Below are 26,946 nucleotides of genomic sequence, written 5' to 3' on the forward strand. Positions count from 1 at the left end.
TGAGTTCTTTCTCTGCCACCTCGATCATGGTATTCAGCGCCAGAATCAAGAGGTTGGCTTGCTGCAAGGCCTGTTCAAGTTCGGCATTGCGCTGCTTTAAAGCCTGCACTTCCTACTTTTGTGTAGTCGTCATGGCAGGTAAAGTAAGCAGACCCGTTTGGATCTTGCGCTGGTACAAGCTTACCCAATTTCGCAGCGTGTAGCTGTTATGGATATCCAAATCAGCCATGACCTGGCTTGGTTCTTCGCCGCCGAAGAGAATCCGGAACACGGCCGTTTCTCGCAGTTGCTCGCTGTACTGAAAGCGTTGCAGCAGATCTTGAATGTGGTCTTGCATGAGGACAGTATTTAGGGTGAAAAACTGTCAACTTATTTCCGGACAAGACACCCACATTAATGGCGAACTATCTTAACACTTTGCTGATGAACACCTTGCTGTATGCGCAGTATATACACCCCCGTTGCTAACTGGCTACTTTCAGGTAAGGACCAAGTAGTGGTACCAGTGGATAGTGTTACCTTATACTGGCTTAATTGGTGACCCAGTACATCAAGGAGACTAAGTGTAGCCGGCCCGACCTGATCGGTACATAGAGCCAGCGCCACATCCTGTCTTAGGGCCGACGGATTGGGATATGCCTGCACCAGCAAGTTCGCGGCGCGCGGCACCTGCACCGTACGTATAGGCGAGTAAGTGCTAGTTCCATCTACATCGACCTGGCGCAGGCGGTAATAGACCTGGGCCACAGCATAGCGTGTCAGGTTGGCATCCACAAACTGATAGGCGTGCGCCTGACTGCTTCTACCCTGGCCAGCCAAGCGGCCCACGGGGCGGAAGGCAATACCATCTGGGGCGCTTTCCACCTCGAAATACGCATTGCGCAGCTCCGAAGCCGTTATCCATTGTAGCAGCCCATCGTTTCCCTGACGTTGAGCCATAAAAGTAACCAGCGTCACGGGCAGCGGCTGGCTGGTGTTGCTCACGGTGAGCACACCTAATTGCGCGGCGTTAGCCGTGAAGGAGCGGGCGCTAGCGCTGGCCGGAGCACCCTGCGACGCCCATGGACCATTAGCTTGGTCAGCGCGCCAAAGCTGCGTGGGCTGGGTGGGATCAAAACCATTATCGTCGTCGCTGACCCAGCTTACGGTGAGCGAGATGGGGGCGACGGCGCTAGGCTGCTGGGCAGCAACTACCTGCCATGTCCGGTCAATACCTTTGGCAGTACCACCCACGTTTTGGCCGTAGCTCACCCCACCCGTTTGCAGGCCTGCCGTGCGTGTGACAGTGACGGGTCCTATATCTTGGCCATTAGGATTGATTACCATGCCGTTGGTAAAGTCCACCGAACCAGTGCTGGCATTTAGCGCAATACGCATCACTGCCAGGCGGCCCTGCACGTACTGGCCCGCGGCCTCGCCTACCACTCGCCCCCCATCGGGGAGGCTCAGTGTGACCAGGGGACTGCCGGGAGCCAGGCCCTGGGTGCGCACTAAGCCTTGGACTAGCGTGAGGGTACCGCTCACCATTAGGTCTTGTAAGAGCAGGAGGCGGTTGGCTGTCACGGCCCCGGTGTTACGGAGCGTCAGGCTGCCTACAGTAGCTGCGCCCGGCGAAAAAGCTTGGTCAGTAGTGCCACTGAACAGCAGCATCCCAGGCGAAGTAAGGGTGCCGGCGTTGGTTAAGTCGCCGGTCAGCTGCACGGTACCACCGTTTGTGAGCGTACTACCAGTGCTGTTTTGCAGCCCGCCCGCCACATATAGCATCGCACCGCCTTGGATTGTGATACCGATGCCGGAGGTAGTGCTAAGCACTTGGGCAAAACTAGCAGTCGGAGTTAGGGCCAAGAAGTAGAGGAGCATTGTTTTCATGCGCATATAGAGACTAAGCTTTTAGAGCAAATTCAGAGTTGGTGTACAGCTTGTAGAAACGTGACCCTTCGCATCTCCTGGTTGAACAAATTTGTTCCAGCGCCGACACGCGAAGGGTCGCATCTCTACAACCTGTATACTGACTAGGAACCCGCTGTAATTAATTACAGGCCGGCTGCCGGCGAAAGCTTGTGCTGGTTCTCGCGGCACCAATTGAGACATTTTCTTTTCCGCAAACCCATAATGACTCGCTGACTACTGCACCCGTACCCAGTAGCCCGCGCCTGCTGACGCAAGGGCCCACACGTATTTTACCGCGTGCAGGCCATTATTGCCAAAGGGGGGCATCGTCACACTAGTAATATTATCGGTATTGGAGCCAGCTATCGTTACGGAAGTAGTAGCCGTCGTAAGAATGGTTAGTTCCTGTCCTTCGACCTGCCCGGCCGCGGCTGGCAAAAGTAAAATAGGGGAAAAAGCCCCGTTCTGCACTTTGAAAATACTGAAGGCTATATCACCGGCCGTCAGGGCGTAGGGCTGCGGCGAGTTGACGGGGCACACGCGCACGGCCAAGCGCAGGCTACCATTCACGTCGAGCTTGGCCGCGGAAGTCATGGTGCCAATGCCCACGTTACCACTGCTACTAATGGCTAGGCCCTGGCTACCGCCTTGACCGACGAGTTGGTAGCTAGCTAGGTCCAGGTTCTGGGTGGCCGTATGGTTACCTAGGTTGTCGCCGGGCTGAGTAGGTAGCGTGACGGTATTACCATTACTAATGCTCAAGCTTTGCCCGCTTAAGCTCAGCAGCGGCGTGGTAGCCAGCCCTAAGCTCCCATCAGCCTGCACGCCAAGCCCCCGCGTACTGCTTACCTGAAACACCTGTAAGGTGCTACCGTCATGGTTAGTTACATAAGCCAAGTTGCCGCTCACGGCCACGCCGACGGGTTTATTACCCGTGCCGACCGTGCCCAGCAGCTGGGGGCTAGCGGGGATGCTCACGTCGAACACCTGCAACGTATTGCTGCCAGCATTGACTACGTAGGCCAGACTGCTGCTCACAACTACACCCAGGGGAGTAGTGCCCGCGCTTATAGTAGTACGCAGTGCGGGGCGAGTAGGCACACTCACGTCGAACACCTGCAACGTGTTGCTACCAGCATTGACTACGTAGGCCAGACTGCTGCTCACTGCCACGCGGTAGGGACCAGTGCCCGTGCTCACGGTAGCACGCAGCACAGGATTGCTGGGCACACTCACGTCAAATACCTGCAACGTGTTGCTACTGTTGTTGACTACATAAACTAGGCTGCCGCTCACGGCCACGCCGATGGGATTGGTGCCGGTGTTAATGGTGGCGCGCAGCACAGGACTGCTAGGTACACTCACGTCAAATACCTGCAACGTATTGTTGGCTGTGACTACGTAGGCTAAGCCGCTGCCCACGGCCACGCTGGTAGGAAAGCCGTTTGTATTCACGGTGGCGCGCAGCACGGGACTGCTAGGCACACTCACGTCGAATACCTGCAGAGTTTCGTCGTAGCGGTTCACTATGTAAATCAAACTGCCGCTCACAGCTATGTACTTAGGACTATCGCCGGTGCTAGCGGTGGCGCGCAGCACAGGACTGCTGGGCACACTCACGTCGAATACCTGCAACGTATTGCTGTCTGTGATTACGTAGGCTAGACCGCCGCTTATGACCACACTAGTGGGGTTAGGAATAAGCGTGCCCCCACCGGTGCCACCGGCCGGATTGGGGTTGAGCAGCACCGGGTGAGTGCTATAAGGGTCTGGACCCACCGCGACGGGCAGGTTGAACAGGCCCAGCGTGCCATCGGCCTGCACCTGAGGCAAGCGTGTGCCGGAGCTTGTGCCCGAGAGGCCGCGCACGCGCAGCTGCCCGTTTACGTCCAGGGTTTGGGTAGGGCTAGTAGTGCCGATGCCTACGTTTTGGGCGCGAGCTAGCAGCGGGGATGCTAGGGCCAACAACACGGCGATGAAGCGAAAGAGGTAAGCGTGTTTCATGGCGAGAAGAGAAAAGAAGCTAGTACCACGGCGGGTGGTTGAGCTAGCCTTTTGATGCGTGAGATGCTCATGCAAACTTCTCTATCTCTGCGTTGAGTCAGGTCATAATCTCTGCCAATCTTGCTTAAATTATTTTTTCGTTTGCTTTTGGCAGAAATCGTGACCATGTGATACCGCTCGCCACAAGTGATTGCCAGCCAGCTGGTATCTCAGTAGACCGGCCTAGCAGCGGCTCGGTAGTTTCTTCAAGTACGGTAGTCACCCGGCCGCCGCCCAAATCGCTCGGCGTAGCGTTGCCCAAACGACTTGGCATTAGCAAAGCCGGCGGCCTCGGCCACGGCAACCACCGAGCCAAAATTTCCGGATTCGAGCAGGTGGCGGGCGTGAGCTAGGCGCAGTTCGCGTAGCCAGGCAGCGGGCGTAAGGCCAACCAATTCGCCTAGGCGGCGGTAAAGAGTGCGCTCGCTTAGGCAGAGCAGGCTAGCCAGTTCGGCCGGGCCGAAGGTAGGATCGGCGAGGACGGGCGTCACCCGTGCCTGCCACTGCGCCAGTTGCGCGGCGGTTGATGTGGGCAGGACTAGCTTGGCTGGCGCCGCGTCTTCAGGTAGGGCAGCGGGGGGCGGTGCCTCGGCTGGGAGGGCCGCGAAGGAGCGGCGAATCCGGTGGTGGGTCAGTAAGGCGCGTACCCGCGCCCGCAGCTCGGTAGGTACAAAGGGCTTGGTTAAGTAGTCGTCGACGCCCACGGCCAGGGCGGCCCGGTGGTGCTCGTCGTCGGCGCGAGCCGTAAGCATGAGCACCGGCAGGTCCGCCCACGTGGGGTTTGCCCGGAGCCGGGCCAGCAGCTCGGTGCCGCTCAACCGAGGCATCATAGCATCGGTCACGAGCAAGTCGAATGGGACCGTACCCGCGCGCGCCAGCAGGTCTAGCGCGGCTTGGCCGTCCTCAGCTAGGTGCACATCGCAATCGGCGGCCAGCAGCGTACCTAGGTACGTTCGCAAGTTGGACTGGTCTTCCGCCACCAGTACTCGCGAACGGATGCCCGACGCCGACAAGCGCGCATCGTGCTTAAAATTTGTCAGTTTTGGGGGTGGCGCTCCTTCTGTGGGAGCCGTTTGCGTCTGATTAATGCTGACTTCTTCGGTGGATAGCTCTAGGGCCGGAAAGCGTAGCGTGAAAGCTGCTCCCTGCCCGGTCTCGCTCACCAGTGTAAGCGAGCCGCCCAGCAGCGTGGCTAGTTCGCGACTCAGGGCCAGACCCAGGCCAGTGCCGCCCTGCGCTTGCTGCTGCGGACTTTGGTAAAAGCGTTCGAATACCCGGGCTTGCTCGGCAGCGGCAATGCCGGGACCAGTATCGCGCACGGTTACGGCGTAAAGTCCGTCTAAACCGGGCAAGGCGGTGGTCACTAGCACGGCGCCGCCGGCGGGGGTGTGATTGAGTGCGTTGATGAGCAGGTTAGTGAGCACCTGCTCAACTTTATCGGCGTCGAGCAGCAGGCGTAAGGTTTCGGGCAGCGCGGTCGGAGCTACCAGCGCGATGCGCCGCTCGATGGCTAGCGAGTCGAACTGCGCTATTATCTGCCGTAGCAGCGGCGCTAGGGTGGTGGGCGCTGGCCGTAGCACGAGTCCGCCCGCCTCTAGTTTGGTCAGGTCGAGGATGCGGTTCACCAGTTCCTGGAGGCGGCGGGCGTGGCGGTGGGCAAGGGCTACGGATTCGCGCACGGCGGCAGGTAGTGGCGGGCCCGGCGCGGTCAGCAGCCCGTCGAGCGGGCCCAGTACCAAAGTTAGGGGCGTGCGCAACTCGTGGCTCACGTTGGCAAAGAACTGATTTTTAATTGCGTCCAGTTCCTCTAGCTGGACAGCTTGCTCGGCAATTTGCTCTTTCTGTTGGATCAGCAACTGATGTTGGTGAGCTAGTATAGTGTGGGCTTGTTGCTGGCGCCGCCGCCGGTACCACTGCCCGCACGCCAGAACTGCTAAGCCGCTCACGCCAGCTAGCAACCCGCCTACTAAGGCGCGCTGACGTTCGGCGCGGGCCTTAACCTGGGCCTGCACCCGGTGTAGGCGCCGGGTTTGGCGCCGCTCGGCCTGTTGCTGCTCGAAGTAGGCCACATTGAGACGGCCCTGCACAGCAGCTAGCGTGTCGGCCAACCGTGTGGCAGCCAGCGCCGCCCAGGCAGCGCTGGCCGGGCGGCGCTGTTGGTCGTAGAACTCGGCCAGCTGTCGCAGGTAGGTGAGCTGCAGCGGCCGCGAGCGGCTTTGACACGCTTGCCTATAGGCTTGCTGCCAGGCTGCTTCAGCGCGGGCCGGGTCGCCCACGGCGGTGTAATACCGGGCCCAAGTGGCAGCGAGCTCGAAGTTGCTATGGGTGTTTACGAGGCGAATATGCAGCGAGTCGGCCAGGTGCTGGGCTAGGGGCAGCAGGCGGCCAGCGGCCGGCACTTGGTGCTGAGCCAATAACACCTGCGCCTTAAGCACCAGTGCGTAGGTACGGTCGTAGGGGCCAAAGGGGTCGGTGGGATCGGCCGCCACATATAGAGCCCGGCTGGCAGCGGCGAGCGCAGCCCCGTACTGTCGCTTGCGTAGATAGAGGGTAGTGAGGTGACAGTAGAGAAAATTACGCCAGGAAGCACCCGGCTGCTGTAATGCTAGCTGAAAGTAGTGCTGGGCCTGGGCATAGTTGCCCCATTCTAGGTACTGGATAGCTACGCTTCCCAGCTCGTTGTAGTAAACAGCCCGGCTGAAGCGCTGACCCAGTTCGGCCGCTTGCAGCAGGTAGCTGATGCTGCGGTTGTAATCGCCGGTCGCGCCGTAGTAGCCCGCCAGCGCGTGGTAACAGGCTGCCATATTGGCGAGGTCTTGGTGTTGTTGGTAGTAAACCAGCTTGTGGGCGTAGTACGCTCGGCGGGCCTCGGGTCGCTGTAGGTCGATAAAAAAGAGGCGCAGGTAGTTGAGCAGCGGAGCGCGAGGCTGACCCAAGCGGTCAAACAGCTCCACGGCCGTTTGAAGGCTATCGAGAATAGTAGCGTTGACGACTGAGTCGAGCCGGGCGCCAGGCAGGTGTCGCCGCTGCCCCTCCAGCCACAGCCGGTAAGGACGGTACTCGGGCCGGTGCAGCCGGGCCGCGAGCACTACCACTTGCGCTAGGTCCTGCTCGTCTTCGGTCAGGTCGGCCAGATGCCGGAGCGTACGCAGTCGGGCTGTATCGGTCCGCTGCTGGGCCAATACCTGCCGTAGCGAATCGGGAGGCGCATCCCAGTACGTAGACTGCTGCGCTCGTAAGGAACCGCTGATTAGTAGCAACGCAAGGAGCAGCGCATACCAGCTAAGGCGCAGAAAAGCCATGAGGAATAGAAGCAAAACTAGGCAACCAGTTAAGTTGCAAGGTATAATGCCTTGTTTACAAAATGTTCAACCACCAAGCTGGATTAATCTAACTAAAATGAAGATCGGAGAGTATTACCCCATTCTGTTCACAACCAATAAGAAACTAGAGCAGATTCGTAGTCAGTGTACATGATAGCCGCAATGGTCAAACCAGTTTTGCGCATCCTGGGCGGTAATCCAGGCCAATGCCGGTTGCAAAGCGCTCGTCAGGGCCTCGCGGGTGCGGGCGGCGGCCGTGCACAAGTGTGTCTTGAGCTTGCCAAAGGCCAGCTCGATGGGCGTAAAATCGGGCGAGTACGGGGGCAGGTACAGCAGCCTGGCGCCGCGTGCTTCCACCAACTCGGCCAGGCCGGCCGCCTTGTGCACGGGCAAGTTATCCAGCACGACCACGTCGCCCGGCTGCAAGCCCGGGCCGAGCACCTGCTCCAGGTACACGGCAAAGCTGGCCGTGTTCACTGCCCCCTCCAGTTCCCTAACGGCCTCCACGCCCTGGGCCGAGAGGGCCGCCACGACCGTCACATTAGGTCCATTGCGCAAGGGCACGGCGGCATCCACCCGCTGCCCGCCCGGCGCGCGGCCGTAGCGGCGGGTATACGTCAGGTTGACACTGAGCCCAAATGCTTAATGCGCATTTCATCCACGAACTTGAAGCGGATAACGTCTTCGTATTGAATGGCTTCCACGAATTCTCGGCGCAACGCCTTCACGCGCTCGGTATCGCGCTCGGCGGCGTGCAGACTCTTTTTTTGCGCCGTAAATCGAGTTGTTGCAGCGTCTGCCACAGCACGGTCTGCCCCACGGCGGGGCTATCGGCGGCCACCAACTGCTGGCGCAGTTCGGCGAGCGTGGCGTCGGGCTGGGCGGCCACGCAGGCCGCCAGGCGCTGGCGGTCAGTTTCTTGCAGCCGCGGTGCTGGTCCACCCCGGTGGGGCAGCGCCGCCACCGAGCCCCTGGTGCGCTGGCGTTTAAGCAGCTTGTCCACAAACGAAACGGAAACGGCAAACCGGCTGGCTACCTAGCCAATTGTGAACTCCCCAGTCGCGTAGGCGGCCACCACGCGTTCGCGCAAATCAGTGGAATAGACTTGCATACTGAAAGCTACACCAAAAACTGTACAATAGACCCGAAACCGCTCTAGCACGAGTAGACTCTGAATCGTCGGAGGATTAGTAGGGAATTTGTAGCTGGTAAGGAAGGTGGTACTTAGTGCAATATGCTGCGTAGAACGTATGCCAATCGCCGTACAGCTTCATCGCTTCAATGGCATCAGTTAAGAAGCCATCGAGCATCGTTTCAGCTTCGTCGCTCAGAAACTGGAAATGCTTATGAAGCCGGTAGCCGTCCGCACAACGGGGGTTCTGACTCTGCAAATCCTTCAACGTACTACCGTTGTAGCGGTGGAAACGACGGTAAATGATGTCGTTCGTGTTCTGTGCAACAACGTTTGGGTGGGTACGCATGGCTTCGTCCGTTGTCGGCAGCCCGAGCAGCCGGTGCATTTGCCGATAGTACTCTTTCGGAAAAGTCACCTTGTACGGCTTCAGGAAGCCAATAAACTTGTTGGGGTGCGGATTGTGCCGCCGATATTCGAGCAGGTCGAGCTTCTCGCGCAGCTTATCCAAAGACTCATCGGACTCCTTGCTTGCGCTTTGGGAATCCGTTTGAGCAAGCATCTCCTCTATTTCAAGGCGCTTAATTTCCTCGGCGGTGAGCCGCTTCGGGCCACTCGTATTCTGGCTGGGGTTCTTGTTCTGCTCGTCGCTCACGGCTACAGGTTGCTGTAAAGTTGTTGTTTGAGGTACTGGGCTATCTCACGGACGGGCTTTCGCTTCTGCCAAGGGTTGCTGCCCAAAGCCTTAATGGCCTCCGCTGATTTAGGAATAAAATCCGAATACTTGCCGTAGGCCGAACCGGTAGTCTGGTAGCAGTAAAAGAGGTACACGATGCCTGGATGGATGTCCAGACTGCGGGCGTAGTCTTTAACCATCTGGGAGTCGTTGATGAACGGCTTGATTCTATCCAGTTTATCGTTGGCCAATAAGTAGCGTCCAGCGAAGTCGTTGGCGGCCTGCTCGTTCAGCCGAAATAAGTCACTCTCCTCAGAATCAGTCGTGACGTGGTACTTATTGACACGAATAGTATCCCAATCGTACAGCACATGATACAGCTCGTGCATCAGGGCGAACCAGAGCGAGGGGTAGAATTGAGTGTGCTCCACTAGTATGATGCACGGCTTGTCATTTACAGCGAAGGTTGCGCCTCGCGCGTTCAGCGAATCCAAACGCTCATGATAATGAACCGTAATACCAAGCTTAAACAACGCGCGCGAGACGTTGTAAAGGCCTTTCTCGACATCCTGCGTGTACTTGCGAATGCTAGGAATGAACGCTTTCAGCTCTTCGCGGTCGAAGTCATAGTAGTTGTTGATGCGCTTGATGCGCTTCACAGCTGACTCGATGAGGAACGTCCGATTGAGTTGGTTCTTCGGCTTGCGGCTACCGCTACTGTAGGCCGGTTTAACCTCCTCCTTGTTGTAATCAAAAATAGAGGCTAATCCGAAGTAGTCTTTCACCCTGGCCTCTATGTGGTCGAGGTCGCTTATTGAATCAATAAAGCCTATTTTCAGCAGACTCACCAGGTCGAAGTTCTGAACGATGAACCCGCGTTTGGCATCGGCTTCGGCCTGCTTTGGGTCGGCCTTCTCGGCTTGTTCCATCAGCGCCCGGAATACGGCGCTACGGTCGAGTTGAAGGAAACTGGCTAGCAAGGCGACGACCGAAAAATCCACCTTTTGCAGCGTGCCGTGCATCAGGCCCTTAAAGGTCCGCGATTGGATGTTGAGTATCTCCAGTGCAGTCCGCTCCGAGATACCTAATTCCTTCAAGCGACCCTTGAACAGTTCTGACAAGCCGGATGCTGGCAGCGCGCCGGACACGGGTAGTTCGTCGCCAAATAAATTAGCAAGCAGTTTATCTACTTCTAGGTGCGAATTTGAAGCATCTTCCATTTCGTGTGAAGGCATCTTGGGGTATGTATATCTGGGTAAAAAATCCCGCCGCGATGCGTTAAACGAAGACTATGCTGTAAAAGTACAGCAAAAATACAGACGGCCAAAAAATTTAGCTGTGTAATTGCATAATGATGGAAAAACACTTAAAATGAGGCAGGCTAAGGCAAGCGATGTTGACAGCCAATAACAGGGCTAAAAAGAGCAGGAGTGTGTGGCCCTTGGCGTAGGTATGGCGCAGTCGAGCATACAGAACCAGCGTATCTTGGCCCTTATGGCAGGAACTACGCTTTCGATGCTGGCCGACCAGATTGGGCAGATACATGCGCAAACGCAGCGGGCAGCAGCGCAGCAGATAAACTACTGGCTGACAGTGCGCAATTGGCTTATTGGGTGGCGCATTGCCGAGTATGAGCAAGGTGGCAGTGACCGGGCTGCGTATGGAGAGCGGCTGCTACCGGAGCTAGCGCGGCAGCTGCGCGGTGTTAAAGGGCTGGCGGTACAGCGACTGTATGACTGCCGGACGTTTTATCGGGAGTACCCGACAATTCTCCAGACAGTGTCTGGAGAATTACAACGTGCTGGCTTGTCGGATGCTGCTAGTCTCCTAGCGCGGCCGACAGCCGCGCAAAACGACTTGCCGGGCATTGCCCCTACCCTGCTGCTGACGCGGCTTAGTTTCTCACATTTTCTGGAATTGTTGGCCTTAGACCGACCGTTGCAACGCGCTTTTTATGAGGTGCAGACAGTGAAAAACAACTGGTCGGTGCGGGAATTGAAGCGGGCTATTAACTCAGCCCTGTACGAGCGCACAGGGCTTTCGACTGATAAGGCGGCGGTGCTGGCAGGCCACGCCGGGGCACAGCCGCTGGTGGTGGTCGATGTGGTAAAAAATCCCTACGTGCTGGAATTTCTGGGACTAGAGGAGCGGGCCAACTACAGCGAGAGCGACCTGGAGACAGCCATTATTGCGCACTTGCAGACATTTTTGGTGGAGCTGGGTCGGGGCTTCTGCTTTGAAGCGCGACAGAAGCGCATCACCTTCGATAACGAGCATTACTTCATTGACCTGGTATTTTACCACCGCATTCTGAAGTGCCACGTGCTGGTGGATTTAAAGATTGGGGCGTTCAGCCACGCTGACGCGGGGCAGATGAACGTGTATCTGAACTACTACCGGGAGCAAGAGATGACGGAGGGCGACAATCCGCCGGTGGGGCTGATTCTGTGCGCGCAGAAGAACGATACGCTAGTGCGCTACGCCACCACAGGCATGGCCGAGCAACTATTTGTGAGCAAATACCAGGTGAATTTACCTTCGGAGGCGGAGTTACAGGCCTTGGTGCGGGAAGAGCAAGAGCGGCTAAGCAATTGGGCATAGCTCAGCAAGTTGACACTGCCTCAATATATTGCTTGCCTCAACGCATTTGTCTTGAATTATGGAGCTTTCCGATGCTCAAAAAGAAGCTTTAAAAGCTTTTCGAATATTTCTAGAGCAGCCAAAGGAGCCAGTATTTCTGCTGCGGGGGTATGCGGGAACGGGCAAGACATTTTTGCTGAAGACGCTGCTAGCTGACCTGACGACGCGAGAACGCAAGGCGGTGCTACTAGCCCCTACCGGGCGGGCAGCGCGGGTGATGGCGCACCAGGCAGGCCGGAATGACGCGGCAACTATTCACCGGGGCATCTATGACTTCCGGCACTTGAAGCCGTTGCAAGAAGGCAAGACCGATGCGGAGAAGTCATTCAAGTTCTATTTCGCGCTGGCAACCAATCAACAACCTAAGGGAACGGTGTTCGTGGTGGATGAGGCCTCCATGGTGGGCGACGCCTATAGTGAGTCAGAATTTTTCCGACTCGGGAGTGGGCACTTGCTGCGCGACCTGCTGGAATACATAGCGCCGACGCCCTCTAATGGCTACAAGCTGCTATTGGTAGGCGACCGGGCACAGCTGCCGCCGGTGGGAGATGCCGACTCGTGGGCGCTGGACGAGGCCTGGCTAGGTCAGCGGCTAAATATCGCTCTTCCCCTTCCAGGAAAAGAACTAACTGAAGTAATGCGGCAGGCAGCGGGCAGCGGCATTCTGGATAATGCTACGGTGGTGCGGGAGGCGTTGCGGTGCAAGCAGTTTGGGGGGTTGAAACTGACTCCGAGCGACGATGTGCGTCAGGTACAAGCCGGCGAGTTGCTGACTACCTACCTAGCAGCCGGGGGTAAGCCGGAGGCCCTAGGTAAGGCTATTATCGTGACGTACTCCAACAACCGGGCAAACTTTTACAACGCACAGGTGCGGCGGCACTTCTTCGGGGCCGGCATGACGGAGGAGTTTCCGGCACAGCCTGCTTTGCAGGTAGGTGACCGGCTAATGGTGACGCAGAATAACTACCTCGACCGGCTGCAGCCTATCTACAACGGCGACTTTGCACTGGTGCAGCAGGTAGGCCGGCCTTACCAGCGACGGCGGCCGGTACGACTGAATAAAACAGTAGTGCAGGTAGCCCTGACTTGGCGGCCGGTAAAGCTGAAGCTGCGCGGGGCCGATGGGCAGTACTACGAAGTAGAACGGCTGCTGCTAGACGACTTTCTGACCAGCGCCGACAATAGCCTACGGGCCGAACAGGTGAAGGCGCTTTACATCGACGCCGTAATCAGGTGGCGCGACAAAACGGGGCACGATGAGAAGCACCCAGACTTTAATCAGTTTTTGCAGGCCGACCGGGAATTCCACGTCCTACGGGCCAAGTATGGCTACGCTATTACCTGCCACAAAGCGCAGGGTGGCACCTGGGAAACGGCCTTCGTAGACTTTAGCGGCCACAGCGGGCAGGCCCACTATTTCCGGTGGGTATACACAGCCTTGACGCGGGCCAGTAAAATGCTGTACCTGCTGAGTGAAGGCAGCTTTACCCCATGGGAGAAGATGCGCGTGTTTGATCCCGCTGCTACCCCTCCTACCTCCGGTGGCGTAGCGCTGTGGCCCGAAGTAAAGCGGGCACAAACCGCCAGCTTTGACCCACTGGACGAGTTGGAGGCGCGCCTAGGCATTACCAAGCGCCCAGCGGCACAGCAGCAGCAATTCAGACGGGTAGCCACGCAGCTGCGTGAAGTGGGGGCCGAAATAGAAACGGTGAGCGACCAACAGCACGCCCTGCGGTACGGGGTGCGGCGGGGTACTGCCCGTGGCGAAGTGTTGGCCTACTACAAGCAGGACATACCGCTTAGCAGCGTACAGCCCACTGACCGCCAGAACGCCCTCGCGATGGAAGCCGTGGCCAAGCTGAACGAGCCCCTGCCCCTGCATACGGCCGTGGTACCGGTGATTTTTGGGCCTGACCTGCCGCCCACGCTGGCAGCATTTTACGAGGCATTTGCCGAGGCCGCCGCGCAGCAGGGCATCACTATCATGGCGGTGCAGCACAACGCCTACTGCGAGCGGTTCTTACTAGCCGATAACGTGGGGCTAGCCGATATGCTGGTGGACTACGACGGCAAGGGGCGGCTGAAAAGCGTGCGGTTGAATAAGCACGATTCACCTGAGCTGGCGAACCGACTACATACATTACTGCAAACCCTGACCCATTAATCCGCTACGCAATGGCTGAAAGCATTACGACCTTATGCCAAACGGGCAACCTGGAAGCTGCTTACCGGCAGGCCTGCGCAAGCCTCGCGGAGCGACCGGACAGCCAGTTCGCGCAGACTGACATGTTTACGGTAGTGCTGACTTGCCTGAAAAAGTACGGTGGGCAGGCCGATGTGGGGTCCACAGCGCGGTGGGTGCGCAAGCTGGCGGCGTTACAACTGCCGGGGGTAGTGTGGCGTGATGAGCAGCTGTGCTGGGAAATGCACAACCTGCTGCGCGTCTTATTCAAGCGCCCGTATCCGCCGCACGCCGAGATTGCCGAACTGCTCCTGTCTCTCGTGGGGCTACCGCTAGTAGCGGTTTCCAGCGTGGGCCGGTCGCGCCTGCTGCAAGCGGCACTAAAGTTTCGGGAGCAACTGCCGGCAGCGTGGTGGGACTGGTGGAATCTGGAACTGCTGCGACCAGAAGATTTTGTAAAAGAGAGCTACACCCCAGCCGGAACAGGTAAAGCTATCCGACTACCAGCCCTGGCCGAATCGGCCTACGGAAGCTACACGAAAAGCCTGCTGAAACGCTTGACGGCTGGGGCGAGCAGTGCCCGCGATGCGATAGCCGCAGCGGAGGCGTTGATACCGAAGATGGAGGCCCTCGCCGCCGACCATGCTGATTACAGTTGGCTAGGGTATCATCGGGCCAAGCTACTAGTAGCGTTAGGTGACACGGCCGCGGCTCTGCCGACGCTGCTGCAGATTGTGCGGCAAAAAAGCACCGAGTACTGGGCGTGCGTGGCAGCTGCTGGGCGAAACGCTGCGGTCCACCGATGCTGAGGCGGCGCTAGCCTGCTACTACCGCGCCGCCCAGTGTCCGGCCGATGAGATGTACCTGGGCCGCCTACGCGAAACGCTCGCCGGAATGCTACACGCCGCCGGGCATCTGAACGAGGCGCAACAGCAGCTGCGCCTACTAGCACAAGCCCGTCAAAGCGAGGGCAAGTCATTACCCCAAACGGCCGGGCAGCTGGCTAGCCAACCGTGGTTTAGCCAAGTTCACACGCCGGACAAAACTATAGCAGCTACTCTGCTGGCTACTGCTGAAGAAGCCGCCTATGGAGACTTGCCCTGGCAGTCGGTAGCGTTACAATACATTGAGGACGAGCAGCCTGATAAGCCGGCGCTGGCTCGGCTACTACCAATTGGCGAGGGAGTGCGCCCGCTAAATGTGCCACTCAAGAAGTATCGGTGGCTGAGTAAGTCGCCGGTAGGCACACCATTGCAAGTAAAGTGCGAGTCAGTGGCGGGGCGGCTAAAAGTAGTACTGCTGCAACAGCGGCCAACGGGCACGTTATGGGATGTGGTACCCGCGCAAATAGCCGTCGTCACGAACCTATCGCCTGACAAGGCCAGGGCATTCTTTACGGCGGCACCAGGGCAGTACGGAGCCATTCAGCTGGCGGAGGTAAACCTAGGCAGTATTCAACCAGGCGACTCGGTGCAAGTGCGACTACTAGCCAGGGAGAAGGACGGAGTCGTGCGCCATACAGTACTGGCCGCCGAGTCTACCTCGGCAACCGCACCGGCCAGCGTATGCCGAAGCTTTAAAGGACCACTACGACTGCACGCCAAGGGCTTCGGATTTGCCGACAATATTTTTCTGCCGCCGCATGTGATTACACAATGGGGCTTGGCCGAGGGAAATGAAGTAAGCGGCTGGGCAGCTTTAACACATAATCGCGTGAAAAGCAAGGATGAATGGAGTGCGGTTAGAATTGATAGCCGACTAACAGAAGTTTGTTAAAAATACCTCTTTTTGCTGTAAATGCACTGTCTGTAAGTGTTCAATGAGGTGCTCTCGTTACTTATTCGCTATCTTATAATTTAGGATATGTTCGGTAGTGCGCCTCCATCGCCGCCCCAACGGCCGCCAGCGTCCCCCCAACGGGCGCGCCGCGGGAAAGGGCCACTGCCACTTTGCCCGGGGCCCCGCTAGCACGGGAGCCCGCGGCCGGGTGGGCCTGCTGGGCGTTGCCATCCCCTTACAAGCAGACGTTGCGGTCTCAGTGCGCGTTAACCAAGCCCGTTGCGGACGCCTGGGACTTTCACAGCCCCCGGTAAGCCTGCGCTGGACGAGCCCGCCGTTTGGGAAGCGCGTGAGCGGTCTATTCGGCCGTCAACCGGGCGACGAAGGCAGCCAGCGGCGCGTAACAGCGCGCGCAAAACAGGGAGTGCGCCCTACAAAAGGGTCTTTTTACGCCTGGCGGGGCGCTCCGCTTGTCTAGAACCCTGTCTAAAACCCCTTTTAGACAGGGTTCTAGACAAAATCAGCGGGGTTTTAGATAAAATCAGTAGGGTTTTAGACAAAAACGGCGGGGTTTTAGATAATTCACGCCAGGTTTTAGACAACAGCCCCCCTGGTGTCTAAACCGCGGCCGCCAGGTGTCCTCCGGCCGCCACGAGCCCGTGCGAGCGGCGCGGTGTGCTCGCCCCGCGGGCGGCCGGCCTCGGGGTTATGTCCGGGGCCAGGCAGGGGCCCACTCGGCAAACCCGGGGCAGTAGCTCGCCGGACCGGTGCTGCTATCGGGCTAGCGATTGTCTCGGTAGGGCGCTTTGGCCGCGGTAGGCCCTGCCACGGGGCCAAGGCGGTGGTCGTTTGGGCTTGGGCCGTCGCGACTAGTAAGCCACAACCGGCCGCGAGGATACCGGCAGCGAGACGAGGCATTTCGTGAAAAGTGGGAACCTCGTGGTGGCGGGCTGGCGGGAAGGGAGGGCAGAAAGGGCCCAGCTACCTACGTTGACGAAAAAAGCCAGTTTGGGTAGTCGGACCAAGCAAGTGCGCGGGCCCTTCCTTAGGCGCACGTAGCAGTCACTTCCTCCTAAAAGCTCTCCCGTGGCTAGCCTAAATGGGGGCTGAAAACCGTCACTTTTCCGCGAGATGTCCAGGTAGCTTGCCTACGTGAAGTGGCTTTTCCAAGGAACAAGAGGGGAAAATACTTTCTCTAACTGCCCCCTAAACGCGCTTGAGCGGGTCGGCTGTGTTCGCGCTAGCTGCCCCCGCCACCCTGGCCACTCCCGCCGCCCTTGATGTCGTCATTGCGGATGCTCTTGCGCTGGCGCGTGGCCTGCTGTTGCTGGCCAAAGCGATAGGTGAAGCCCAGTCGAAACTGGCGCTGCTGGTTGGTGAAGCGGCTGGTCTGCGAAAAGGTGGGCGTGGCCGTCTCGTACGCAAACGTGCGCTGCGCCGTGAAGGGGTACTGGGCATTGAACGAGAGGTCGGCCCGGCCCTTGAGCAGCGTCTGGCGCAGGCCCAAGCCGTAGTAGACAAAGCCGCTGCTGCGCCCCTGCAGCGTCGGCCGGGCCAGGTTGTGAAACAGATTGCCCTGCAGCGTCAGCGTCTTGGTCGCTTTGTAGGAAGTATTGACGTTGTAGTTGCCGGCGAAACCGCTGCGCGTCACCTCCAGGGCCGTGCTGCGCAGCAGCAAATACTGCACGTTACCCCCCCCGCTCAGACTCCACTTTTCCGTGGGCTTGGCCGACACGTAGCCGTTGAGCTGAAAGGCCGTGTTGCTGGCCACGTTGGCGCTGGTGGTCAGCACCAGGTTGGGGTCGGGTGCAATCTCGTCAGGCACGGGCAACAGGGGCTGGGTGCTGGCAAAGCTCACGCGCTCGATGGAATTACCCGTGCGCAAGACGGAAAGCGCCACGTTGAAGGACGTCGTTTTGATGAAGTTGTTGTAGCTCAGTTCCACTGAGTGCGTCAACTCGGGGTCCAGGTCGGGGTTGCCGTAGGAGTAGCTGATGGGATTGCTGCGGTTGACGTAGGGGTTCAGGAAGTAGATGTAGGGCCGGCTAATGCGGCGGCTATAGGCCAAGCGTAGACTGCTGGTTTTGCTGAGCTCGTAGCTCACGTTGGCGTTGGGCAGCGGCGTGACGTAGCTGCGATAGGGAATACCGGTGTTCGTATTGGCAAACTCGGCCCAGAGGCCCGTGCGCTCCACGCGCCCCCCTAGGCCGAGGTGCAGCTTCTCCGAGGCGTTAAAGTTGTACGTGGCATACGCCGCTTCCACGTCCTGGCGGTAGTCGAAGGCGGTGCCGCGGAACCGGGACGTAGCAAACTCGGGGGCGAGGGCCGGAAACAGGGTGTCGACCTGCGCCTGCGAGCCCGTCAGGCGCAAGATGCCCTTCACGCCAAACTCTAGCGTCTTCTTCTCCCCCAGGGGCAAGGTGTAGTCACTTTGCAGCGTGTATTCGTGGCCCGGCAGGCGGGTGGTGCTGCGCTCGCGGTAGCTGGCTAGGCTCACGTCAAGCGCCTGGTCGCTGTTATTGAACTGGTTAAATTCGTAGCCGTTGCGGTTGCCATTGTAGGCATATTGCACCAGGGTGCTCCACTCGCGCCGCTCCTGCTTGTAGGTGCGGGTATAGGTGCCGGTCACCTCGGCGTTGCCGCCGTTGTAGGTCGAGCGCGTGTCGCGCAGAAACAGGGCCCCGAAGCCGGGCAGCGGCGTAGAGTAACGGTTCAGGTTGCCCGACTGGTTGGCGCCGCCGTAGCTGAAAAAGGAGCCGTTGAGCGAGAAGCTGTGGTGCTCGGCGGGGTCATAGTCGAGGCCGAGCGAGCCCGAGCCGTAGTAGCCCGTGTTGCTGCCCGTGCCGTCCTGGCGCAGCGTGTCAGTGCGGGTAGGGCGGTAGGTTATCTGCTCGCTGCTCGACGCGCTGTGACTGTTATAGTTCAGCCCCCGTTGAGCGAGGAGGTGAAGTTGAACTTGCCCTGGCGGAAGTTGAGCGAGCCGTTGCCGTTGCTGCCGCGGTTGCCAGCGTTGGCCCCCACCGTGCCGTTGAGGCCCTGCTTAGCCCCTTTTTTAAGCACGATGTTGATGATGCCGGCCGTGCCCTCCCCGTCGTACTTGGCGGGCGGGGTGGTAATCACCTCCACCGATTTAATCTGGTCGGCCGGGATACTTTTGAGGGCTTCCTTCAGGTTGGCGGCCAGCGTGGGCGAGGGCTTGTTGTTAATCAGGACCTTGAAGTTGCTGTTACCGCGCATCGTGACGTTGTCGTCGCCGTCAATAGCGAGCAGGGGGGCCTTGCGCAGCACGTCCTGGGCCGTGCCGCCGGCGTTGGTCACGTCCTGGTCGGCGTTGTAGACGAGGCGGTCCGGCCGGACTTCCATGAGCGGCTTTTGGCCGACCACCACCGCTTCGCCTAGTTTTTGCGCCGTAGTGGGTAGCCGAATGGGGCCTAGTGCCAGCCGGCCGTCGGTCACGGTCACGGCCTGCGTACGCACGCCATAGCCCACGAAGCTGATGCGTAAGCGGTAAGCACCGGCCTTGAGCTTGGTTAATTCAAAATGCCCCTGCTCGTCCGCTGATTGCCCCGCCACGGCTTTTTCGGAAGGGGCCGGTGGCAGGAGCACGACCGTGGCAAAGGGCACCGGCTTTTGCGTAAGCGAATCGAGTACGGTGCCCGTCAGCGAGCCACTGCCTGTGCTAGACGATTGGGCGGCCGCTGGCGGGCCAAGTACTGAGCAGAATACTAGTAACAGTAGCCGGCAAGCCAGCGGGACCACGTGCTTCATGAAACGGCAGGTAAAATAAGGACAAGAAGCCCTTCTTAACCAATTGGCTACCACTCGCTACATAGCGCCAAAGGTCGCCATCGATGCGAACCTAACTAAATTACCAGTTGAATATTGTGGCAGTTAAAAATGCATTTTTAGTACCCAAGAAGCTGGCAGCTTGAAGTTGGCGTTCTGCACCCAGCGCGTTGCCAGAAAAGAGCGGTTGTTTGCCAAACAGTTTGCTAAGATTGGCCTTGGTTAAAAGTTTGGTACAAAGGTTAAACGAGCGGCCATTCAGTGGGCGTATCAAGGCGCCCTACTGCGTGGAGGGAGGGGCCAGGAAGCTATGCTATGCTATGCTGGCTCCCGCCAATCGGGGACTGTTAGGCAGGTAGAAAGGGGGCCACAAAGTGGAACCACTTATCTAGGCTACTGGCCCCACCTTGTTGACCGGTTTGGCCCACCCAGCGAGGCTGCCTACAGGAGGGCCAACGACAACCAGTTCAACCCGGGATGAACGAGGGGACGACTCGCGGAAGGGTGGCTAGCGCGCAAGCTTTTGGGCGAGTTCAACTTCTTTGGTAGACCACGCAAAAGCCCGCTCAGTGAATATAGGAGTAGTATTCATGGGCAAGTGGAAGCCGATTTCCAGCCCGTCGTTTAACCTTTGTACCAAACTTTTAACCAAGGCCAAGATTTGGCCAAGCACCAAGCAGGTAGGGGTTCTTTTAGTAAGTGGACATAATCCTACGCTAAGCGCCAGTTTTTAACGGCCGTAGTCCGGACAGCAGTTCGGTGTCGTCGGGCAGGAGCGAGTAGCGCCCGAGGCGATTAATGTGCTGGTAGCGCGCCGGCGAGAGGAACCGCAGGTCTTCGGCAGCGACTGCTTGCCCTTCACGCCGCAGTTGGGCGACCACTTCCTGCATATAGCGGGTATTTCAGACCACGACCAGGTTGGTAAGCAGGTTCAGGCAGCGCACGGTTTCCTGTTGCTGCTCGTCCTGCTGGCGGCGCAGGGCCCCGTCGCCGCCGAACCAGGGGTGTTGTTAAACAACTAGGGGAAAACCTCCGACTCGGCCGCACAGCTGCCCGCTTTTGTAATTAGCGCCCTGGTTGACAACACATTGCTCAATATTTGGGCAAAGTGATTGTCTGAACGTTCCTTAACGCAATCGAAAGCGGGTAGCCAAAACGAACGTTTATACTATTGTTCACCCCATCATACCAGCCATTCGATTGCCTAACAACAGGTTAGGTTCGGACAGAGGGTAGTTGCGCCCCTGAGTCGGAGGGTTTTCCCTAGTTATTTAACAACACTCCATGAAGAGTTGCAGCTCGTATTCGAACGCGTACTCGGACGCGTGGTCGGCGCCGGCCACCCGGGAAAGGACGGACATGGGCAACAAGCGGGTGGAAGGACCAGGTTTACGAAATGCCCCACCGGGGGTTCGTCCGCAAATCCATGTGGGGTGGAAGCGTGGCTTACCTCGTCGGCGTACCCTGGCCAAAATGCGCCTGCATTAGCTGGGTAATTTTTTCGCTGGTGAGCGGTTTGGTCAGGTAACCGGCGATGGGCAGGTGCTGCATCTTGACTACGTCGTCGGAGTTAAGGGAGGTGGTGAGCATGATGATGACCACGGGCGGGTCCCGGTGCCGGGGCCGCTGGGCGTAGGCCTGCAGGAACTCGATGCCGTTCATGCGCGGCATTTTCATGTCGAGCAGAATCAGGGCCGGGCAGGTGGGCGAGGTGGGCAGGTCGCAGTGGGTGTGCAGCAAGTCGAGGGCGTCTTGCCCGTTGCCGGCCACCAGCACAGTGTCGGTGATGGCCAGACGTTCAAGTAGCCGCTGATTAAGGAAATTAGTGGTGTCGTCGTCGTCGACGAGCAGGACACAGGAAATAACGGACATGTAGGGGAGACGTAGCGCAAGCAATTAGGGGGTGGGCAGCGGTGCGTGGGGCAGGTGCACGAAGAAGGTGGTGCCGGCCCCGAGCTGGGAATGCACCTCGAGGCGCCCGCCGGCATTGTCGACCATGCGCTTGACCATGTAGAGGCCGATGCCGGTGCCCTCGACGTGGTCGTGGAAGCGCTGGAACATCGTGAATAACCGCGGCAAGTGCGTCTCGGCGATGCCGAGGCCGTTGTCGTGCACCTCCAGTACCGTGTGGCCGGGGCGCAGGTGGGCGCGCACGTCGACGTGGGGCCGGCGGTTGGGGTGGCGGTACTTGAGGGCATTGCTGAGCAGGTTATACACCACCGAGCGCAGGTTCTTTTCCGAAAACAAGAGGGGGGGAGAGTCGGTCACGGCGACCGTGAGCTGGGCGTTGGTGTCGCGCAGCAGGGGGGCTAGGTCTTGGCGCACGTCCTCGACCACGGCGGCCAGGTCCACCAAGGTTAGGATGGGGCTGTGCTCTTTTTGCAGCTTGCTGACTTCGGTGAGGTGGTCGATGGTGCGCTTGAAGCGGTCCACGGCATCGACCATGCGCATGAGGATGGGCGCCACGTAGCGGCCTTGGGCCACGTCAAGGGGCAATTCTTCGCGCAAGAGCTGCAGTAAGCCTTCGAGGTTGGCGATGGGGGCTTTGAGGTCGTGACTGGCCGTGTAAATGAAGTTGTCCAGGTCGACGTTGGTGCGGGTGAGCTGGGTGTTGGACTCGAGCAGCTTTTCATTAGTGGCTTGCAATTCCTCGTTGATGGCGGCTAATTCCTCGTTGAGGTCCTGCACTTGCTGGCGGGCCAGCACCTGCTCGCTCACGTCTGTGGCTACGCACACTACCCCCGTCACCTGGCCATACGCACTATACAAAGGTTGGTACACATAATTGTAGTAGCCGGGGTGGCCGGGCGAATGATGAGCCAGCTGCAGCCGCTGCTCCTGGGCCACGAAGGGCAGGCCGGTCCGGCGCACGCCGGCCAGCAAATCAGGGAGCCCTTGGCTACGCAGTTCAGGCAGCACCTCGAAAAAAGGCTGGCCTAGCAGCGCTGCCAGCGGGCGGCCCAGCATCTGGCTCATGGGCGGGTTGACTAGGTCGAGCACGTAGTCTTCCCCTTGAAATACGCACACCGCTACCGGAGCCTGGGCAAATACGGCCTGCAACTGCTGGCGCTCAGCCTCGCGCTGCTGGCGGGCGAGCACCTGCTCCGTTACGTCGACCGCGAAGCTGAGGACACCCTCTGGCCGGCCGGCCAGGTCGAAAAGGGGCTGATAAACGACGTCGAGGTACACGTCCTGCAGTTCGCCGGTGCCAAATTGGTCGAGCCGGGTCAGGCGCCCGGGATGGCGCTCGGCCTCGCCGGTGCGGTACACCCGGTCAAGGGGGGCATGCTGCTCTTCGGGAAGCTCAGGCAGGGCTTGACGGCGGGGTAAGCCGAGTAATTGGCGCCCGGGAAGCAGCTGTTCGGTTTGGGGATGCACTAAGGTCAGCACATGGTCGGGGCCTGTGAAGAGGTTGATATAAGCCGGCGCCTGCTGGAACAGGCGCTCCAAGCGGTTGCGCTGCTGCTCGGCGTCGGCGCGGGCCGCGTCCGCTTCCCTGGTACGCTGCTGGACCCGCAGTTCGAGCTCCTGGTTGAGGCGGAGCAATTCGAGCTGGCTGGCGTGCAGCTCGTCGTTGTTGGCCCGGATTTCTTCGTTGGCGGCGGCCAGCTCCTCGTTGAGGGCGGCCGTTTCCTGTTCCTGGGCTTCGACCCGCAGCCGGGCGGTGACGACGGGGGTCACGTCAGAAGCCACTACGAGCACACCAGTGGTTTGGCCCTGGGCGTTGCGCTGGGGGTGGTAGACGAAGTTGAAGTAGATGGTTTCGCGGCGGCCATGGCGGACGACGTCGAAGGGCAGCTCGGTGCCATAAAAAGGCTCGCCGGTGCGCAGGACCCCGTTGAGTAGGGTGTCGACGCCCTGGCCCTGCAGCTCGGGCAGCGCTTCCAGCAAAGGCACGCCGAGCAGCTGCTCGGATGGGCGGGTCCAGAGCTCGCACACGGTGGGGTTAGCCAGCAGGATGCGGTAGGTAGGACCCTCGAGCAGGGCAATGGCTACGGGGGCCTGGTGCAGCACCTGCTGCAGCTGCTGGCGCTGGGCTTCGGCTTCCGCCCGGGCGGTGCGCAGCTCGGCCTGGCGCGCGCGCAGGGCCGCTTCAACCGGCGTGCGGGGGTGGTCGCCGGTGTCGGTGAAGCTCACCAGCAGGCCCTCGCCCAGCCGGCGGCCGGCGACGCGGAAGTAGTTGTCGTAGCCGTCGGCCTGGTAGTTGGTTTCAAAGGTGCCGGGCTCGCCGGAAAGAAAGGTATCGCGGTGGAAGTCCAGGCTCCCGTTGCGGCGGCTTTCGGGGAAGTAGTCGAGGTGGGTGCCCGGGGGCCGGGCCGGCAGGCGCAGCATGCGCTGGGCGGCGGGGTTGAGGTAGGCGAAAGCCAAGTCGACCACTTCGCCGGAGCCGGCCGGGTCGTAGACGGGCAGGTAGTAGACCAGACCGGTGAGGGAAAGAGCGAGGACGCCGTGCAGCAACTCCTCTAGCGGCAACCCGGCGGGAAAGTCAGCAGGAAAGAGAACCGGGGCAGCGGAGGCGGGCATGTACGCGCGAGAACAGAGAGAAGAAATAGGCCGCCAGCCCGGGAGGCGACTGCAGCAGCAGTGAAAATAGTGATACTACTGGCAGGACAAACAGATTGTTTTCGCGGGCGTAGTGGCGAGAATCGAAGAACGTGCGAACCGGCAAATCTAACCGTCTGCTACTGCCTAGGCGGTAGCAGACGCAAAACCCGTTATTAGCTAAGAAGCTACCCGGGAAAGGATGCCATTTAGGGCCGAGCTACTGAAAATGCTACGCTGACCACCGTGGTGAAGTCAATCAAAAACCGGCACTTATTCCAAGAGCGGGTTTAAAAGATGGCTTATGTAATGTGGTTTTTCAAAGAATACAGAGAAAAGGTTCTATCTCCTATTGATTCAATGTCCGTTGTTTGTTGCGCGTAGGCTACCTTCCATGTGGGCATATATGCCTGAGTTATGGCTTTGATACAGTGGCTGCGAAACCTGCAAACTTCTTTCGTACTATAGAGAAGTCACTGTTATTTAATTACTTCTACCCACCCTTTATAAACAGTGGTATTACTCAATTGGTGTAGCTGGTAATAATAGATCCCAGAAGCCGCCGTCTCTCCCCACTCCGCTTGGTAGTTTTCAGTTCTATATACCTGCGCGCCCCAGCGGTTGTAAATAGTAAGCGACCATTGACCAGCCGGTAATCCTTTGATCACAAAATTGTCATTATAATGGTCGCCATTAGGAGTAATAACATTCGGAATGGTTACCGGGCAAACAGCCACGCTAATCTGACGCGTGGCAGTTTGAGAATTACAGCCGCTTATAGTGAGCTGGTAAGTACCAGCCTGCTGCACCAGTAATTCTGTACCTGTGGAGCCATCTGACCATCGATATATTGCGCCAGGCGAGGCTGGTATTGGCCCGCGTAAGAGTGTTTGCTGGCCGACACACAGTATTGTATCGGCCCCGAGTGAGAAGTTGGGAATGAGTGGGCGGGCCACAACATGGAAGGCTGCCGAGGCTTTTAGACCCGTAGGGTAGGTGGCCTGCACAGTGTAAGTGCCCCCCTGGCTCACAAAAATGCTGGCCGTAGTGGCCCCAGTATTCCATGCATAATGAGCATTAAGTCCACCCGTGGCAGTGAGTTGCACTCGGCTTCCCATACACAAGACTGAATCACCGGCTATAGTTACTGGCGTAGCTACTACCGGCACCAGTTTAGTTAGCCAATAATCGTAGCTTCCGCGGCTGGGTTCTGACTTGTCACCTGAAATTCCTGATTCCGACGAACCAAGTACCACATAGCTACCATCGATATTTTGCAGGATGGTGTTACTATCTTCAAAAGATACACCACCAAGTCCCAAGTCCCATTGCTTAATCCCTTGCATATCAAGCTTAACTATCCATCTATCTGCCATTCCTTTACTGGGCTGGGTCTTATCCCCTGAGACATCTGAATATGAACTTCCAGCCAGCGCGTATCCTCCGTCTAAAGTTTGAATTACATCTCGTAAGTCCTCGTAGTTTCGGCCTCCTAGCGTAACATCCCACTGTTTGACACCTTGTGCAGTAAGCTTCACCACCCAGTAATCACTACTACCCCGACCAGGCTGGCTTTTATCGCCTGACGCACCGGAGTCAGACTGCCCGCCTATGACATATCCACCATCGGTGGTTTGGCATATAGCATGCAATAAGTCGGCACCTGCCCCCCCAGTGTCTTGTCCCACTGTCTATTACCCTGTGAATCTAACTTGAGTAGCCAATAATCTGCTAGGCCCCTACTTGGTTGACTTTTCGTGGTAGAAATACCAGAGGCAGAATTCCCTCCAATGGCGTAGCCCCCATCAGCAGTTTGTACGACATCATAAATTTCATCTGATAGGCTCCCACCGTACGTGTGCTCCCATTGTTTACTGCCGTTAGCATCGAGCTTTACCACCCAGTAATCATTGCTGCCTAAGTTGCTCGCCGTTTTATTGCCTGAAATGCCAGAAGCAGAAGTACATCCAATGAGGTAACCACCGTCGGTTGTCTGCTGTAGTGCGCCGAATGCATCAAAGCCACTGCCACCAAATCGATGGTCCCACTGCTTGCGGCCTTGTGCATCAAGCTTTACTATCCACACATCCTGATCGCCGAAGTTCGATTCGCTCTTATCTCCTGAAATACCGGAAGTAGACACCCCGCCCAGTATGTAACCGCCATCCGTTGTTTGGCGAATGGTGCGCAGCGCCTCGTTTCCGCTGCCGCCAAAAGCCTTATCCCAGCTTTTCAGGCCAGCAGCGTCGAGTTTTAGTATCCAGATATCGCCACTACCGCGTGAAATAGCGCTTCGGTCACCCGAGTTGGCTGAGACGGATTGGCCACCTATAATGTAGCCACCGTCAGTGGTGCGAGCCATGTCTCCAGCAAATTCAACATCATCACCACCATAAGTATGGTCCCATTGCTTCGCTGGTGCTTGGCCCATTACAGAGAGATTCAGTGCCCAGCAAACGAGCAGTGTGCTGAGCATACGGCCCGACCAGCTAGCAGACCAGTGCACAAATAAGTATGGGCGCGCGCTATTGATTGCAGAGGCATCAGGATAGTAATGAGACACAGCGTAGCGTATTTTATCAGATGGGATGGCTAAAACAGCAAAGATATTTTGCAAAAAGATATGTACAACTAGCAAATAATCAGTTAGTGTAAGAATGGACATGAACGAAGGAGCTATGCTCTCATAGAAGGAAAATATTAGCTTTGAAAGACTGCGGGCTAAATGTGCGTAACGCTCAAGAAACGTGCACCTTAGTGACGCATTGGTTTTGGAGTAACTGAACCCCCACTACGCGCTGGAAACGCACTCGTGGCGGACTTTCTGAGCCAACTGACCGGGAAGGTGCTTTCTGAGCCTAGTCTCCACACTTGTTGAACCGCGCGGTTGGATGCTTCATCAAGCGTCTGGGTGAACACCTAGTACATTTAGGGTTACTACTTAATGCACGAC

General features: G+C 58.2%; 20 protein-coding genes. 5 read left to right on the forward strand and 15 right to left on the reverse strand.

Annotated elements, in window-relative coordinates; genetic code table 11:
• Nucleotides 1–112: 112 nt before the first annotated feature.
• From GKZ68_RS21200 to GKZ68_RS21235, 8 genes are all read right to left on the reverse strand, one after another.
• Nucleotides 113–337, reverse strand: coding sequence for a transposase (locus GKZ68_RS21200; protein ID WP_173118917.1), 225 nt, complete (start codon nt 335–337; stop codon nt 113–115).
• A 56-nt stretch (nt 338–393) separates the two neighbouring features.
• The gene (locus GKZ68_RS21205; RefSeq protein WP_173118919.1) at nt 394–1,812 is read right to left on the reverse strand and encodes a T9SS type A sorting domain-containing protein; all 1,419 of its coding nucleotides are present in this window, start codon (nt 1,810–1,812) and stop codon (nt 394–396) included.
• 312 nt (nt 1,813–2,124) lie between these two features.
• Nucleotides 2,125–3,894 carry an LVIVD repeat-containing protein gene (locus GKZ68_RS21210; protein ID WP_173118921.1) on the reverse strand — a complete coding sequence of 590 codons (1,770 nt, stop codon included), beginning with the start codon at nt 3,892–3,894 and terminating at the stop codon, nt 2,125–2,127.
• Nucleotides 3,895–4,139: 245 nt separating this feature from the next.
• Complete coding sequence (locus GKZ68_RS21215) at nt 4,140–7,235, reverse strand: ATP-binding protein (protein ID WP_173118923.1); 3,096 nt, start codon at nt 7,233–7,235, stop codon at nt 4,140–4,142.
• A gap of 162 nt (nt 7,236–7,397) precedes the next feature.
• On the reverse strand, nt 7,398–7,877 hold the full coding sequence (locus GKZ68_RS21220) for an IS630 family transposase (protein WP_173118964.1): 480 nt from the start codon (nt 7,875–7,877) through the stop codon (nt 7,398–7,400).
• 103 nt (nt 7,878–7,980) lie between these two features.
• Nucleotides 7,981–8,259 (reverse strand): hypothetical protein, encoded by a 279-nt coding sequence (locus tag GKZ68_RS21225; RefSeq protein ID WP_173118925.1) that lies wholly within the window; start codon nt 8,257–8,259, stop codon nt 7,981–7,983.
• 184 nt (nt 8,260–8,443) lie between these two features.
• A complete protein-coding gene (locus tag GKZ68_RS21230) occupies nt 8,444–9,043 on the reverse strand; it encodes a P63C domain-containing protein (RefSeq protein WP_173118926.1) in 600 nt (199 codons plus the stop codon).
• A gap of 2 nt (nt 9,044–9,045) precedes the next feature.
• Nucleotides 9,046–10,284, reverse strand: coding sequence for an ImmA/IrrE family metallo-endopeptidase (locus GKZ68_RS21235; RefSeq protein WP_173118928.1), 1,239 nt, complete (start codon nt 10,282–10,284; stop codon nt 9,046–9,048).
• Between the two features lie 274 nt (nt 10,285–10,558).
• Between GKZ68_RS21235 and GKZ68_RS21240 the strand changes: the two genes are divergently transcribed.
• The 4 genes from GKZ68_RS21240 to GKZ68_RS21255 all read left to right on the forward strand — a co-directional run bounded on the left by GKZ68_RS21240 (nt 10,559) and on the right by GKZ68_RS21255 (nt 15,662).
• On the forward strand, nt 10,559–11,665 hold the full coding sequence (locus tag GKZ68_RS21240; RefSeq protein WP_254244320.1) for a YhcG family protein: 1,107 nt from the start codon (nt 10,559–10,561) through the stop codon (nt 11,663–11,665).
• 58 nt (nt 11,666–11,723) lie between these two features.
• The gene (locus GKZ68_RS21245; protein WP_173118930.1) at nt 11,724–13,868 is read left to right on the forward strand and encodes an ATP-dependent RecD-like DNA helicase; all 2,145 of its coding nucleotides are present in this window, start codon (nt 11,724–11,726) and stop codon (nt 13,866–13,868) included.
• Between the two features lie 11 nt (nt 13,869–13,879).
• Nucleotides 13,880–14,695 (forward strand): hypothetical protein, encoded by an 816-nt coding sequence (locus GKZ68_RS21250; RefSeq protein WP_173118932.1) that lies wholly within the window; start codon nt 13,880–13,882, stop codon nt 14,693–14,695.
• Between the two features lie 85 nt (nt 14,696–14,780).
• Complete coding sequence (locus tag GKZ68_RS21255; RefSeq protein WP_173118934.1) at nt 14,781–15,662, forward strand: hypothetical protein; 882 nt, start codon at nt 14,781–14,783, stop codon at nt 15,660–15,662.
• A gap of 1,243 nt (nt 15,663–16,905) precedes the next feature.
• Here the strand turns inward: GKZ68_RS21255 and GKZ68_RS21260 are convergent.
• The 3 genes from GKZ68_RS21260 to GKZ68_RS22880 form a co-directional block, all read right to left on the reverse strand.
• The gene (locus GKZ68_RS21260) at nt 16,906–18,591 is read right to left on the reverse strand and encodes an outer membrane beta-barrel family protein (protein ID WP_173118968.1); all 1,686 of its coding nucleotides are present in this window, start codon (nt 18,589–18,591) and stop codon (nt 16,906–16,908) included.
• Nucleotides 18,588–19,433 carry a carboxypeptidase-like regulatory domain-containing protein gene (locus tag GKZ68_RS21265; RefSeq protein WP_173118936.1) on the reverse strand — a complete coding sequence of 282 codons (846 nt, stop codon included), beginning with the start codon at nt 19,431–19,433 and terminating at the stop codon, nt 18,588–18,590. Before GKZ68_RS21265 ends, GKZ68_RS21260 begins: the two co-directional genes overlap by 4 nt.
• A gap of 734 nt (nt 19,434–20,167) precedes the next feature.
• On the reverse strand, nt 20,168–20,341 hold the full coding sequence (locus GKZ68_RS22880) for a Tn3 family transposase (RefSeq protein ID WP_173118938.1): 174 nt from the start codon (nt 20,339–20,341) through the stop codon (nt 20,168–20,170).
• On the opposite strand from GKZ68_RS22880, the gene GKZ68_RS21275 reads away from it, so the two are divergent.
• Nucleotides 20,321–20,473 (forward strand): hypothetical protein, encoded by a 153-nt coding sequence (locus tag GKZ68_RS21275; protein ID WP_173118870.1) that lies wholly within the window; start codon nt 20,321–20,323, stop codon nt 20,471–20,473. The genes GKZ68_RS22880 and GKZ68_RS21275 overlap by 21 nt on opposite strands.
• 424 nt (nt 20,474–20,897) lie before the next feature.
• On the opposite strand, the gene GKZ68_RS21280 is transcribed toward GKZ68_RS21275, so the two are convergent.
• From GKZ68_RS21280 to GKZ68_RS21295, 4 genes are all read right to left on the reverse strand, one after another.
• Complete coding sequence (locus GKZ68_RS21280; RefSeq protein WP_173118940.1) at nt 20,898–21,323, reverse strand: response regulator; 426 nt, start codon at nt 21,321–21,323, stop codon at nt 20,898–20,900.
• Between the two features lie 24 nt (nt 21,324–21,347).
• On the reverse strand, nt 21,348–23,975 hold the full coding sequence (locus GKZ68_RS21285) for a PAS domain-containing protein (RefSeq protein ID WP_173118942.1): 2,628 nt from the start codon (nt 23,973–23,975) through the stop codon (nt 21,348–21,350).
• A gap of 497 nt (nt 23,976–24,472) precedes the next feature.
• Nucleotides 24,473–25,534 carry a gliding motility-associated C-terminal domain-containing protein gene (locus GKZ68_RS21290; RefSeq protein WP_173118944.1) on the reverse strand — a complete coding sequence of 354 codons (1,062 nt, stop codon included), beginning with the start codon at nt 25,532–25,534 and terminating at the stop codon, nt 24,473–24,475.
• 68 nt (nt 25,535–25,602) lie between these two features.
• Nucleotides 25,603–26,658, reverse strand: a complete 1,056-nt coding sequence (locus GKZ68_RS21295) for a hypothetical protein (protein ID WP_173118946.1) — start codon at nt 26,656–26,658, stop codon at nt 25,603–25,605.
• Between the last annotated feature and the right edge of the window lie 288 nt (nt 26,659–26,946).

It is taken from the genome of Hymenobacter sp. BRD128 (genome assembly GCF_013256625.1).
Classification (GTDB): Bacteria; Bacteroidota; Bacteroidia; order Cytophagales; family Hymenobacteraceae; genus Hymenobacter.